Raw genomic sequence first — 12642 nt, forward strand, 5'->3', positions numbered from 1 at the left:
AACGCTTGCCGAAACGTTCGTCGCCCGTGCGCTCCGTGAACACCCGGTCACGGTGAGTCTGGAAGCGCTAGCGTGGGTTCATGGAGGCCCTGCTCACCGAATTGCGCGCGGCCCTCGACGGGGCAGTGCTCACCGATCCCGACGTGACGTACCCCTACCGGCACGACATGATGCCGCTCGCACCGCACGACCAGCCGCTGGCGGTGGTGCTGCCCACGTCCACCGAGCAGGTGCAGGCGGTGGTGCGGGCGTGCGGCGCGCACGGCGTGCCCATCGTGCCGCGCGGCGCGGGCAGCGGCCTGTCCGGCGCGGCCAACGCCGTGGCGGGCTGCGTGGTGCTGGTCACCACGAAGATGAACCACGTCCTGGAGGTCGACCCGGACAACCGCCTGGCCGTGGTCGAGCCGGGCGTGGTGAACCTCGACCTGCGGGACGCGGTGGAGAAGCACGGGCTGTTCTACCCGCCCGACCCGTCCAGCTACGACTGGTGCACGATCGGCGGCAACCTGGCCACCAACGCGGGCGGGCTGTGCTGCGTCAAGTACGGCGTCACCACGGACTCGGTGCTCGGCCTGGAAGTCGTGCTGGCGTCCGGCGAACTGCTCCGCACCGGGCGGCGGACCGTCAAGGGCGTCGCGGGGTACGACCTGACCAAGCTGTTCGTCGGCAGCGAGGGCACGCTGGGCGTGATCACCCGGGCGACCCTGGCGCTCCGCCCGCTGCCGCAGGCGCCGGCCACCCTGGTCGCGTCGTTCGACCGGACCGCCGACGCGGGCGCGGCCGTGGCGCGGGTCGTGCGCGAGGGCGTGGTGCCGTCCCTGATGGAGATCATGGACCGCGCTTCCATCGAGGCCGTCGAGCGGTACCTGAAGACGGATTTGAACGCCGACGAGGCGTTGCTGGTGTGCCAGTCCGACGCGGGTGGCGAGGTGGCGCGGCGTGAGTTGGCCGTGGTGGAGCAGGTGTGCGTGGACGCGGGCGCGTCCCTCACCTACGTCACCGAAGACCTGGCCGAGGGCCGTGACCTGCTCACCGCGCGTCGCTCCGTGCTGACCGCGTTGGAGGTCTACGGCGCGTGGCTCACCGACGACGTGTGCGTGCCCCGGACGCGGATCGCCGAGCTGATCACCGGGTGCGAGCGGATCAGCGCGGACGTGGGGTTGCGGATCGCCGTCGTCGGCCACGCGGGTGACGGCAACATGCACCCGACGATCGTGTACGACCCGTCGTCGGCCGCCGAGTTCGACCGCGCCCGGCGTGCGTTCGACGAGATCCTGGCGCTCGGGTTGGCCCTGGGCGGGACGATCACGGGTGAGCACGGCGTCGGGAAGATCAAGCGCGAGTGGCTGGCGAAGGAGATCGGGCCGGTCGGCCTCCGGGTCCACCGCGAGATCAAGCACGCCCTGGACCCGACCGGCCTGTTCAACCCCGGCTCGATGTTCGCCTAGGCGTTGTCCTCAAGCCGAACCGCGACCCGGACCGCCCCGCCGGCGCGGCGAAGGCGGCGGTCGGGTTGGGCGGTAACTATCAGGCAGGCTTCCTGAAAGTTTCGCGGCGGCGGCTTCCGGGATCGCCCCGGCTGGTGCGGGGAGGGCGGCGGTCCGGGGTGCTAATTATCAGGCAGGCTTCCTGAAAGTTTCGTAGGGCCGCGGCTTCCGGGGCCGCCCCGGCTGGTGCGGCGGCGGCTCCCGGGATCGCCCCGCCTGGCGCGGCGAAGGCGGCGGTCGGGTGGGGCGGTAACTATCAGGCTCCCTGAAAGTTTCGCAGGCCCTAGCGGAACGGTCGGCTCAACGCGTTCAGCAGGCTGTGCCGGGCGTCGTCGTTGCCCAGCTCCCACATGAACGCACCACGCAACCCACGCCGCTCGGCGTACTCGGCGCGGATGCCGATGGACCGTGGGTTCTCGAAGCTGACGAACTTCCGCTCGGCCGCGTTGTAGAGCCACGGCGTCCGCGCGACGGGGTGCCAGTGCTCGCTCCACCCGGGCGTGGCCCGCAGGCGTTGCACGTCGTCGTAACCGTTGACCCAGAACGTGCTGTCGTACGGCTGGTACAACCCGTGGTCCGGCCCCTCGGCGCGGACCTGGAAGCCGCGGCCGTAGAACGGCGTGCCGAGCACCAGCTTGTGCGCGGGCACGCCGTGGCGCAGGTAGTAGTCGACCGCGCCGGCCACGTTGTTCCACCGGCGGTCAGCGGCGGGCAGCGGGTCCTCCGGCACCTCGCGCAGCGGCGCGTTGAACGTCGCCACGGGCGAGAACCCGGTGCCCATGTCGTAGGTCATCAGCATGACGAGGTCGAGGTCCCGGCCGAGCGCGCCCAGGTCGAAGCTCCGGGCCGGGTCGTACGGGCCGTCGGTCTGGAGGCGACCGGTGGGCAGCGCCGCGGTGACCAGCGTGCCGCGTGCGAGCTGCCGGCGGAACTCACGCACCAGCAACGTCATGTTGTGCCGGTCCTGCGGCCGGTCGGTGATCTCGGTCGGACCGCCGTAGACGGGGAACTCCCAGTCGACGTCCACACCGTCGAAGACACCCGCGTGGCGGGTGAAGAACAGGTCCACGCAGGACGCGACGAACGCCTGCCGCGACTCGCGCGTCAGGGCCGCGTCGGAGAAACCACCCGCGCCCCAGCCACCGATGGAGATCAACGCCTTGAGCGAGGGCTTGCGGCGCTTGAGGTCCAGGATGTCGGCGAAGTCCTTGGCCGCCGTGGGCGCGTTGACGACGCACTTGCCGTTCTCGATGGTCGCGAACGCGTAGAACAGGTGCGTGATCGGCGTGTCCGACGGTATCGCCGAGATGGGCTTGGACCCGCTGTACCAGTTGCCGTAGTAGGCGCCGACCACGGGCCGCGGACCGGCCGTCGCGGGCGCGGCCGTGCCCGTCATCACCAGGAGGAGGGCCGCGCAGGCGGCCAACGCGTTGCGCAGCACCCCTCAACTGGTACAGACCACTGCCGGGCGGGGACAACCGCCGCCCGGTCGAATCAGTCGATGCGGCGGATCTGCTGCGTGATGTCGTCGGCCTCCTGCCGCGGCAGGGACTTCTTCTCCCGCCGGGCCTTGACGACCTCGATGATGATCGGGATGACCGAGATCAGCACGATCAGGATCAACATCATCTCGATGTTGTCGCGCACGAACGAGAACTGGCCGAGGAAGTAGCCGAGCACGGTCAACCCGGCCGCCCAGCCGATACCGCCCGCGAGCGAGTACGTGAAGTATTTCTTGGCGTCCATCCGGCCCACGCCCGCCATCGCGGTGATGAACGTCCGCACGATCGGCACGAACCGCGCCATCACGATCGCCCGCGCGCCGTACTTCTCGAAGAACTCGTGCGTCTTGTCGACGTGTTCCTTCTTGAAGATCTTCGAGTCCGGCTTGTTGAACAACGCGGGCCCGGCGCGGTAGCCGATCCAGTAACCCACGATGTTGCCGACCAGGGCGCACACCGTCAGCAGCAGGCACACCAGCCACAGCGGGTAGTCCAGCAGACCGTTGGCGACGAACAGGCCCGCCGTGAACAGCAGCGAGTCGCCGGGCAGGAAGAACCCGACCAGCAGCCCGCACTCGGCGAAGATGATGAAGCACAGGCCGACGAGCATGTACGGCCCGAGACCTTCGAGCAGCTGCTGCGGTTTGAGCCACTCCGGGCCGATGGCGAGCGAAGCGGAGGCGAGCGAGACCGTCACGCGGCCCACGGTACAGCCTTAACGGAGGGTGACCACGGCCACGACCGTGCCCGCGGCCAGCCCCAGCAGCACCGCGAGCACCAGCACCCACCCCGCGCCGAGCACGCGACCCGGCGGGCGGACCGCCGGCACGGGGAGGCCGCCGCTGCTGGTGGCCTGCGCGCGCAGCGCGTCGGCCACCAGCCGTTCCTGCTCGTCTGGCACGAACTCAGTCTTTCACCCACGCGCCGCGGCTCATCACTTCCAGCGGCTTGAGGTCGGCGTCCAGCACCACGAGGTCGGCGTACGTGCCCGACCTGATCTCGCCCGTCTTGCCCGCGAGGCCGAGGAGCTGCGCCGGCCGCGTCGCGGTCGCGTGCACCGCCTCCGGCACGGACAGGCCGCACGACTGCACGGCGTTGCGGAAGGCGGCGTCCATGGTGAGCGTGCTGCCCGCCAGCGACGCGCCGCCCGCGAGGGTCGGCACGCCGTCCACGACGCGCACCTCCAGCCCGCCCACGTCGTACACGCCGTCGCCCACGCCCGCCGCCGCGATGGCGTCGGTGACCAGCACGGTCCGGCCGACGCCCGCGTGCCGCGCGGCCAGCCGCACGGCGGTCGGGTGCAGGTGCACCAGGTCGCAGATCAGCTCCACGGTGACCCGCTCGTCGTCCAGCAGCGCGCCGATCGGGCCCGGTTCCCGGTGGTGCAGCGGGCGCATCCCGTTGAACAGGTGCGTCGCCACCGTCGCTCCGGCCTCCACGGCGGGCCGGATCTGGGCTTCGGTGGCGTCCGTGTGGCCGATCGCGGCCAGGACATCGTTGTCGACCAGTCGGCGGACCGCGTCGACCGCGTGCTCCAGCTCGGGTGCGATGGTCACCATGCGGACCGCGCCGCGACCGGCCTTGAGGAGCTGGTCGATCGACGCCGGGTCCGGCGGGCACAGGATGGCGGGGTCGTGCGCGCCGCAGCGGGCCGCGGACAGGAACGGCCCCTCCAGGTGGATGCCCTCCACCACGCCGTCCTGCACCAGTTCGGCGAGCGCCTTGACCTGGTCGGCGAGTTCGGGGATCGGGCGGGACACGAGGCTCGCGAGCATCGTGGTCGTGCCGTGCCTGCGGTGCGCGGCGGCGGCCCGGCGCACCCGTTCCGGGTCGGCGCTGGTGAACGCCTCACCGCCACCGCCGTGGCAGTGGATGTCCACGAAGCCCGGCACCAGCCAGCCGTCACCGATCTCGGTGGTCGGACCGTCCGGCGGCGCTCCATCGCCCACCGCGGCGATCAGACCGTCGCGCACCACGACCCAACCGCGGTCGAGCACCCCGTCGGGCGTGACGACCCGACCACCGGTCAGGGTCACGTCCACCGGTCCACCCCACGTGCTCATCTCTCCTCCAGCATGTCGATGGCCAGCAGCGCCGCGCCGAGGCATCCGGCCTCGTCGCCCAGCGCCGCGAGCCGCAGTTCCGGACGCCGCTGGAAGGTGATCAACCCGTCCAGCCGGTCCCGCAAGGGGTCCGTGAGCAGCGGTCCGGCCAGCGCGAGACCGCCACCCAGCACCACCGCCTCGGGGCCCAGTAGAGCCGCTACCAGCAAGATGCCCCGGGCGAGGGCGTCCACCGCCTCCTGCCACACCACCACCGCGTCCGGGTCGCCCGCCCGGACCTGCTTCGCCACGTCCGCCGCACCGCGCACCGGACGACCCGTCCGCTCGGCGTACCGGCGGGCGATGGCCGCGGACGAGGCCCTGGCCTCGACACAACCCGTTTGGCCGCAGCCGCACGGGTCCCCGTGGCCGACGTCCACGTGCCCGACCTCGCCGACGCTGCCGTCACCGCGGTAGATCCGCCCGTCCAGCACGAGGGCCGCCGCGATGCCGGTGCCGATCGGCATGATCACCGCGTTCTGGAGGCCCCGCGCGTTGCCGATGCGCAGCTCGGCGAGCCCGCCCGCGCGCACGTCGTGCCCGAAGGCGGTCCGCAGCCCGGTCCGGGCCTCGACCTCCTTGAGGAACGGGTAGTCCTGCCAGCCGAGGTTGGCCGAGTAGACCCCGATGCCGCAGTCCTCGTCCACGACGCCCGGCACCACGAGGCCGACGGCCTCGACGTCGGTGTCGTGCCCGGCGCGCAGCTCGTCGACCAGCTGGGCCACGTCCTCGACCACGGCATCGGCGTCCCGCGTCGTCGCCCGCCGCCGTTGGCGCAGCGCCCGGACGTCGAGGGATGTCCCGGCCACCAGGGCAGCTTTGGTCTCGGTTCCGCCGACATCGACGGCTATCACGTGTCTAGTGCGCGCCACGAGGTCCGATAGTGCGGCATCCAACCACCATTGGTCTATACCAAGTGCCCGATTCCCCCACCCGGTACACGTCCGCGCACCCTCCGCGCCCACGTTCGCGAGGCCGCGACACGCCCCTCCGACGCCCCTCGGGACCACTCGCCACCCACTCGCCGGCCCCGCCCCCGCCCCACCCGCCGCTCGTCCCCGGACCTCAACCCGCTGCCCAACCGCCGCCCCCCAACCGCCGCCCCCCAACCGCCGCCCCCCAACCGCCGCCCCCCAACCGCCGCCCCCCAACCGCCGCCCCCCAACCGCCGCCCCCCAACCGCCGCCCCCCAACCGCCGCTGCCCCAACCACCGCTCGCCGCCGCCCCCTGCGCCCCCGCCCGCCCGCAGACCTCGACCCGGCCGTCCGCCGCCCCTGCCCCGCCTCGCCCGCGGACCCCGTCCGCTGCCGCCCCGTCCGCCCCTGCCCCGGCTCGCCCGCAGACCTCAACCCGCCGCCCCGTGCGCCGCCGTCCCCTGCCCCCGTCCGTCCCCCACGCACGCGAAAGAGGCGCGCGACCCGACCAGGTCGCGCGCCTCTCCCGGAAAGCGCTTTCCGCAGCCCGCTAACGAGCCGCCATGATCCTCTGCAACGCGTCCAGCGCCCGACTCGCCGTGCTCTTCACGGTGCCCTTCGAGATGCCCGTGGCCTCGGCGATCTCCGCCTCCGACAAATCCCCGTAGTACCGCAGCACCAGCACTTCCCGCTGTCGCGGCGGCAACTGGGAGAGCGCTGCCACGACCGCCTGGTGCTCGGCGGTCAGCATCGCGAGGCTCTCCGCGGAACGGGCGTTCGCCACGTGCGGCGGCGTGTAGTCGCGGGCCGTCTTGCGCCGCCGCAGCACGCTCCGCGAGCCGTTCACCACAGCCGTCCGGAGGTAACCCACGGCCGCCTGCGCGTCACGCAGGTTGGACCAGTTCCGGTGCAGCCCGGTGAACGCCTCCTGCACGACGTCCTCCGCCGTGGCGGGCTCGTCGACCAGCAGCAGCGCCAACCGCACCAACCGCATCCGGTGCTGCCGGTACAGGTCCTCCAGGGTGAGCGGACCGGACGGGGCCGGGGCCACACCGTCCTGGATGCGCAAGTTCGTCAGCGTGTCCTGCACACGCGCGATGCCGCCGCTGTTCTGTCCCGAACCGACCACGCGAATGACGGTACCTGGTCGGCCGGTAGCGTCGGGTGCGGCGTTGGCGTCTCGCGGAGGTGGCACGTGGCCCGGTTCTTGGTCGAGTTGGTGTTCGGTGACGACGAGGACGCGCGGCTCGCCGTCCGACCCGCGCACCGGGAGTACCTGGCGTCGCTGGTGGAGCGCGGCAAGCTGCTGGTGTCCGGCCCGTACACCGACCAGTCGGGCGCGGTGCTGGTGTACGAGGCGGCCGACGCCGACGAGCTGGCCGGCCTGTTGGCCGCCGACCCGTACACGCCCGCCGGCGTGGTCGCCGAGACGCGCGTGCACGAGTGGCAGGCCGTCATGGGCGTCTGGCTCAAGGACGCCTGACCGCCCGGCCGCCCGGACCGACCAGCCCGGACAGGTCGCGCTCGGCCATCACCCGGTCCGCGGCGGGCACGAGGCCCGCCGCCTGCCGGTCGACCACGCGTGGCGTGAAGGCCCGGACCAACCGCAAAGCACCGACCCAACCCGGCACGTGCACGGCACGGGCCCGTCGCCCGATGCCGCGCACCACGGCCCTGCCGACGGCGGACACCGGGTACTTCCGGCCCGCCAACCCGGGCATCCCCCGGCGCATCGGCCCGAACACGGGGTGCTCGTCGGCGCTGTCGACCATGTCCGTGGCGATCCACGAGAAGTAGGCGACGCCCACGTCCACCCCCAGGTGCCGCACCTCGGCACGCAGGCTGTCCGCGAACGCCTCGCAACCCGCCTTGGCCGCCGAGTAGGCCGCGTTGCCGGGGATGTGCGCGATGGCCGCGAGCGACGACACCACGAGGCAGTAGCCGCGACTCGTGATCAGGTGCGGCAGGCACGTGCGCACCGTGCGCCACACGCCCAGCAGGTTGACCTCGATGACCCGTTCGAACGCGACGGGGTCCATGGAACGCACGAAGCCCGTGGCCGCGACACCCGCGTTGGCCACCACCACGTCGATACCGCCGAAGTGGTCGACCACGCCCGCCACGGCGGTCTCCAGGGCCTTCCAGTCCGTGACGTCGGCCTCCCACGCCCGGCCACCGCACCGCTCGGCGACCTGGCGGAGCAGGTCGCCCTCCAACCCGACCAGGGCCACCCGCGCGCCACCGGCGGCGAGCCGTCCGGCGACCTCCGCCCCGATGCCCCTCGCCGCGCCGGTGATCAGGACGACCTTGCCCGAAACGTCCACGGTGACCTCCTCGAACGGGTCCAGGAGGTCACCGTAACGCGCCTTACCGTCAGTAAGCTACTGGCAAGTTAAGCAACGGGCTCGCTCGCCGCCGACAGCCGGGCCACCTCGTCCGCGGTCAGCTCCAGCTCCAGCACCGGCAGCAGGTCGGCGAGCTGTTCCACGGTGCGCGCGCTGGCGATCGGCGCGGCCACCGTCGGCTGCGCCGCGAGCCACGCCAACGCCACCGCGGCCACCGTCGTCCCGCGGGCCTCGGCCACCTCGTCCAGCACGGCCAGCACCCGCAGGCCGCGCTCGTCCAGGTACGCCGACGCACCGCCCGCGCGCACGCTCTCCACCTCGACGCCCGGCCGGTACTTGCCGGTCAGGAAGCCCTTGGCGAGCGAGAAGTACGGCGCGGACGACAGCCCGGCCTTCGCCACGGCCTCGGCGAGTTCGCCCTCGTAACCGCGTTCCACCAGGTTGTAGTGCTGCTGCAACGCGACGTACTTGGCGAAACCCTCGCGCTCGGACACGGCCAGCGCCGAGGTCAGCCGGTCGGCGGTGAAGTTGGACGCCGCGACGTGCCGCACCTTGCCCGCCCGGACCAGCGCGTCGAACGCCGCGAGGGTTTCCTCCTGCGGCGTGTCGGCGTCGTCCTGGTGCGCGTAGTACAGGTCGATGTGGTCGACGCCGAGGCGGCGCAGCGAGTTCTCCGCCGCCGTGGCGATGGTCTCCGCCTTGAGGTTGTCCAGGCCGCCCACGTTGAGCATCCCGACCTTCGTGGCCACCACGACCCGGTCCCGGTTGCCGCGGGACCGCAGCCACTTGCCGATGATCGTCTCGGACTCGCCGCCGACGTGGCCGTCACCCCAGGCCGAGTAGACGTCGGCGGTGTCCACGAAGTTGCCGCCCGCCTCGGTGTAGGCGTCGAGCACGGCGAACGACGCCTCCTCGTCGGCCGTCCACCCGAACACGTTGCCGCCGAGGCTGAGGCGGGACACGTCCAGGTCACTGGTTCCCAGTTTCGTCATGCCGCGAACGTAACCTCACGGAGTGGGGTCGCGCCGAACCCCGAAGCCAGGACTAAATGGTGGGACGCGCCGGTTGCCAGTGGTCGACCGGAGATTTCGAGAGGGGTCGAAATGACCGTTGAGCTGGGCAGGGTCGGCGTGTGGGCGATCGCGTCGGAGTGGGAGGGCCGCGCCGCGGAGGCGGCCGAGCTGGAACGGCTCGGGTTCCGCGCGCTGTGGCTGGGCGGTGCGCCCGACGCGAGCGTGTTGCACCTGGTCCGCGAACTGCTCGACGCCACCGAGGAACTGGTGATCGCCACCGGCATCCTGAACGTGTGGACCACGCCCGCGGCGGAGGTCAACGCGGGGTACCGCGAGCTGGCGTGGACCGACCGGTTCCTGGTCGGCGTCGGCGCGGGGCACCGGGAGAAGGTCGGTGATCGTTATCACAGCCCGTACCAGAAGCTGGTGCACTACCTGGACGAGCTGGACGTCCCCCGGGACCGCCTCGCCCTGGCCGCCCTGGGCCCGCGCGTGCTGCGCCTGGCGGCGGCGCGGACCAGCGTCGCGCACCCGTACCTGGTGACCCCCGAGCAGACGGCGCAGGCGCGGGAGACCATCGGCGCGGGCACCGTACTGGCGCCCGAGCAGCACGTGGTGCTGGAGGAGGACCCGGCGGTGGCCCGAGCCGCGGCCCGCGAAGGTCTGAGCTTCTACCTGACCCTGGAGAACTACACCCGCAACTGGCTGCGTGGCGGGTTCACCGAGGAGGACCTGCTGGACGGGGGTAGCGACCGGCTGGTGGACGCCCTGGTGGCGTGGGGCGACGCGGAGCGCGTCGCCCGTCGCGTGCGCGAGCACCACGAGGCGGGCGCGGACCACGTGTCCGTGCAGCTCCTGGGCACCCGCCGGGAGTCGTCCCCCGAGTTCCGCGAGCTGGCCGCCGCCCTGGTGGGTTGAGCGTCCGGCACCTCGGTACCGGCCCCGCCCGCGGTGCGCTGGTGGACCGTGGAGTGGCGGTGCGGCGGCGCGGAAGCCCGCCGCACCGCCCGCGTCCGGCTAGTCGGAGATCTCGACGCCCCGCCAGAAGGCGACGTGGCCCTTGATGTTGGCCGCGGCCTCCTTGGGTTCCGCGTAGTACCAGGCGGCGTCCGGGTTGTCCTGGCCGTTGACGTGCAGCGTGTAGTAGTTCGCGGAGCCCTTCCACGGGCAGGTGGACGTGGTGTCCGACGGCCTGAGGAACTGGGTGTGCACCGACTCCGGGGGGAAGTAGTGGTTCCCCTCCACCATCTCGGTCTTGTCGCTCTCGGCGATGATCTCGCCGTTCCACCGTGCGATCGCCATGAGACCACTATGCCGGTGATCAACTTCCGCTGCCGGGTGGTGCCCGTAGGATGCTGCGCGTTACCGCGTTCCGGGCACCCGAGGAGGACCACCGATGCCCATCGCAACCCCCGAGGTCTACGCCGAGATGCTTGACCGGGCCAAGGCGAACGAGTTCGCCTACCCCGCGATCAACGTCACCTCGTCCGAGACGCTCAACGCGGCGCTGCGCGGCTTCGCGGAGGCCGAGAGCGACGGCATCATCCAGATCTCGACCGGTGGTGCCGAGTTCGCGTCCGGCACCAAGGTCAAGGACATGGTCACCGGCGCGGTTGCGCTGGCCGAGTTCGCGCACGTGGTCGCCGCCAAGTACCCGGTGAACATCGCGCTGCACACGGACCACTGCCCCAAGGACAAGCTGGACGGCTACGTCCGGCCGCTGATCGCGATCAGCCAGGAGCGCGTCGACCGGGGCGAGAACCCGCTGTTCCAGTCCCACATGTGGGACGGCTCCGCCGTGCCGCTGGACGAGAACCTGAAGATCGCCGCCGACCTCCTGGCCGCCGCCGCCAAGGCGCGGATCATCCTGGAGATCGAGGTCGGTGTCGTCGGCGGCGAGGAGGACGGCGTCGCTAACGAGATCAACGACAAGCTCTACACCTCCCCCGAGGACTACCTGAAGACGGTGGAGGCGCTGGGCACCGGCGACAAGGGCCGCTACCTGGTGGCCGCGACGTTCGGCAACGTGCACGGCGTGTACAAGCCGGGCAACGTGAAGCTGCGGCCCGAGATCCTCAAGCAGGGTCAGGACGTGGTCGCCGAGAAGCTCGGCCTCGCGCCCGGCTCGAAGCCGTTCGACCTGGTCTTCCACGGTGGTTCGGGCTCGCTGCTGGAGGAGATCCACGAGGCGGTCTCGTACGGCGTGATCAAGATGAACATCGACACCGACACGCAGTACGCGTTCACCCGGCCGATCGCGGGTCATTTTTTCACCAACTACGACGGCGTGCTGAAGGTGGACGGCGAGGTCGGCAACAAGAAGGCGTACGACCCGCGCAGCTACCTCAAGGCGGCGGAGCAGGGGATGGCGGCGCGCATCGCCCAGGCGTGCGAGCACCTGAAGTCCTCGGGCCGCATGATCGCGGGCTGAGCCGAGGTCACCGAGCCGAGGTCGCTGGGCCAAGGTCGCTGAGCCGAGGTCGCGAGGGGCGGGGTCCGACGGACCCCGCCCCTTTCGCATACCCGGAGCGCGCCGGAGCGCGCCGAGAACGCCGCGCACCGAAACTTTCAGGGAGCCTGCCTGATAGATAGCCACGCGGAACTTTCAGGAAGCCTGCCTGAAAGATTCGGCGAGGCATGTCCGCAAGCGTGGAGCGGGCGAGCAGGCGCGGACCGGCGTGGCTGCCGGAGGCCGGGACCGGCGCGGCTGCCGGAGGCGGGGGCGGCTGCCGGAGGCGAGGGCGGGGAGCGGGGGTGGCTGCCGGCGGGCTGCTGGCGGGGCTGCCGGCCGGGGGCTGCCGGCGGCGGGGAGGGGTGTGCTGGTCGCTGCGGAGGGCTGGGTATTCCTATCCTGAGGTCATGACCAACCTGCTCGGTCCCGACCCGACGTTGCTGCCCGACCGGCCGGAGGCGCAGGCCGCCGCCGAGGCGGGCACCGACCCGGCGAAGATCGTCCGCGCCCACCCGGACTTCAGCGAGGCGTGGGCGCTGCTCGCCGAACGCGCCCTCCAAACGGGCGACCCCATCGCCGCCTACGCCTACGCCCGCACCGGCTACCACCGCGGCCTCGACCAGCTGCGCCGCAGCGGCTGGAAGGGGCACGGGCCCATCCCGTGGTCGCACCGGCCCAACCAGGGCTTCCTGCGCGCGCTGGCCGCCCTGGCGCGGGCCGCCGACGAGATCGGCGAGACCGAGGAGCACGAGCGCTGCACCAAGTTCCTCGCCGACAGCGACCCCGCCGCACCCGCCGCGCTCGGCCTGGGCTGACCCGTGGGCGC

14 protein-coding genes are annotated in these 12642 nt (G+C 72.0%); 5 read left to right on the forward strand and 9 right to left on the reverse strand.

The genetic code is table 11. The features are described 5' to 3' along the window. Positions 1 to 80: 80 nt before the first annotated feature. A complete protein-coding gene (locus tag KZQ38_RS00525) occupies positions 81 to 1448 on the forward strand; it encodes an FAD-binding oxidoreductase (protein ID WP_219437261.1) in 1368 nt (455 codons plus the stop codon). A 322-nt stretch (positions 1449 to 1770) separates the two neighbouring features. On the opposite strand, the gene KZQ38_RS00530 is transcribed toward KZQ38_RS00525, so the two are convergent. The 6 genes from KZQ38_RS00530 to KZQ38_RS00555 all read right to left on the reverse strand — a co-directional run bounded on the left by KZQ38_RS00530 (position 1771) and on the right by KZQ38_RS00555 (position 7135). Then, positions 1771 to 2928 carry a glycoside hydrolase family 18 protein gene (locus tag KZQ38_RS00530; RefSeq protein WP_308258180.1) on the reverse strand — a complete coding sequence of 386 codons (1158 nt, stop codon included), beginning with the start codon at positions 2926 to 2928 and terminating at the stop codon, positions 1771 to 1773. 53 nt (positions 2929 to 2981) lie between these two features. Then, positions 2982 to 3695, reverse strand: coding sequence for a DedA family protein (locus tag KZQ38_RS00535; protein WP_219437263.1), 714 nt, complete (start codon positions 3693 to 3695; stop codon positions 2982 to 2984). 9 nt (positions 3696 to 3704) lie between these two features. Further along, entirely contained in the window at positions 3705 to 3890 is a 186-nt protein-coding gene (locus KZQ38_RS00540) for a hypothetical protein (protein WP_219437265.1), read from the reverse strand. 4 nt (positions 3891 to 3894) lie between these two features. Then, positions 3895 to 5052 carry an N-acetylglucosamine-6-phosphate deacetylase gene (gene nagA / locus KZQ38_RS00545; RefSeq protein ID WP_219437267.1) on the reverse strand — a complete coding sequence of 386 codons (1158 nt, stop codon included), beginning with the start codon at positions 5050 to 5052 and terminating at the stop codon, positions 3895 to 3897. Continuing rightward, positions 5049 to 5945: an ROK family protein gene (locus KZQ38_RS00550; protein ID WP_219437269.1), complete on the reverse strand. Its 897-nt coding sequence runs from the start codon at positions 5943 to 5945 to the stop codon at positions 5049 to 5051. The genes nagA and KZQ38_RS00550 overlap by 4 nt, the downstream gene beginning before the upstream one ends. 611 nt (positions 5946 to 6556) lie before the next feature. Continuing rightward, positions 6557 to 7135: a SigE family RNA polymerase sigma factor gene (locus KZQ38_RS00555; RefSeq protein WP_219437271.1), complete on the reverse strand. Its 579-nt coding sequence runs from the start codon at positions 7133 to 7135 to the stop codon at positions 6557 to 6559. Between the two features lie 66 nt (positions 7136 to 7201). Here KZQ38_RS00555 and KZQ38_RS00560 point away from each other — a divergent pair, with 66 nt between their 5' ends. Then, positions 7202 to 7489 (forward strand): YciI family protein, encoded by a 288-nt coding sequence (locus KZQ38_RS00560; RefSeq protein WP_219437273.1) that lies wholly within the window; start codon positions 7202 to 7204, stop codon positions 7487 to 7489. Here the strand turns inward: KZQ38_RS00560 and KZQ38_RS00565 are convergent. Then, positions 7476 to 8330 (reverse strand): short-chain dehydrogenase/reductase, encoded by an 855-nt coding sequence (locus KZQ38_RS00565; protein ID WP_308258181.1) that lies wholly within the window; start codon positions 8328 to 8330, stop codon positions 7476 to 7478. The genes KZQ38_RS00560 and KZQ38_RS00565 overlap by 14 nt on opposite strands. Positions 8331 to 8398: 68 nt before the next feature. Continuing rightward, positions 8399 to 9343 (reverse strand): aldo/keto reductase, encoded by a 945-nt coding sequence (locus KZQ38_RS00570; RefSeq protein WP_219437275.1) that lies wholly within the window; start codon positions 9341 to 9343, stop codon positions 8399 to 8401. Positions 9344 to 9454: 111 nt separating this feature from the next. Here KZQ38_RS00570 and KZQ38_RS00575 point away from each other — a divergent pair, with 111 nt between their 5' ends. Then, positions 9455 to 10282, forward strand: coding sequence for an LLM class F420-dependent oxidoreductase (locus tag KZQ38_RS00575; protein ID WP_219437277.1), 828 nt, complete (start codon positions 9455 to 9457; stop codon positions 10280 to 10282). Between the two features lie 99 nt (positions 10283 to 10381). Here the strand turns inward: KZQ38_RS00575 and KZQ38_RS00580 are convergent, their stop codons facing one another. Further along, a complete protein-coding gene (locus KZQ38_RS00580) occupies positions 10382 to 10666 on the reverse strand; it encodes a DUF427 domain-containing protein (protein ID WP_219437279.1) in 285 nt (94 codons plus the stop codon). A gap of 94 nt (positions 10667 to 10760) precedes the next feature. Here KZQ38_RS00580 and fbaA point away from each other — a divergent pair, with 94 nt between their 5' ends. Together fbaA and KZQ38_RS00590 are read left to right on the forward strand one after the other, a co-directional pair. Continuing rightward, positions 10761 to 11795, forward strand: coding sequence for a class II fructose-bisphosphate aldolase (fbaA, locus tag KZQ38_RS00585; RefSeq protein ID WP_219437281.1), 1035 nt, complete (start codon positions 10761 to 10763; stop codon positions 11793 to 11795). Positions 11796 to 12223: 428 nt separating this feature from the next. Next, positions 12224 to 12631, forward strand: coding sequence for a DUF3151 domain-containing protein (locus KZQ38_RS00590; RefSeq protein ID WP_219437283.1), 408 nt, complete (start codon positions 12224 to 12226; stop codon positions 12629 to 12631). Positions 12632 to 12642: the final 11 nt, after the last annotated feature.

Source organism: Saccharothrix obliqua (genome assembly GCF_019375475.1).
Lineage (GTDB): Bacteria > Actinomycetota > Actinomycetes > Mycobacteriales > Pseudonocardiaceae > Actinosynnema > Actinosynnema obliqua.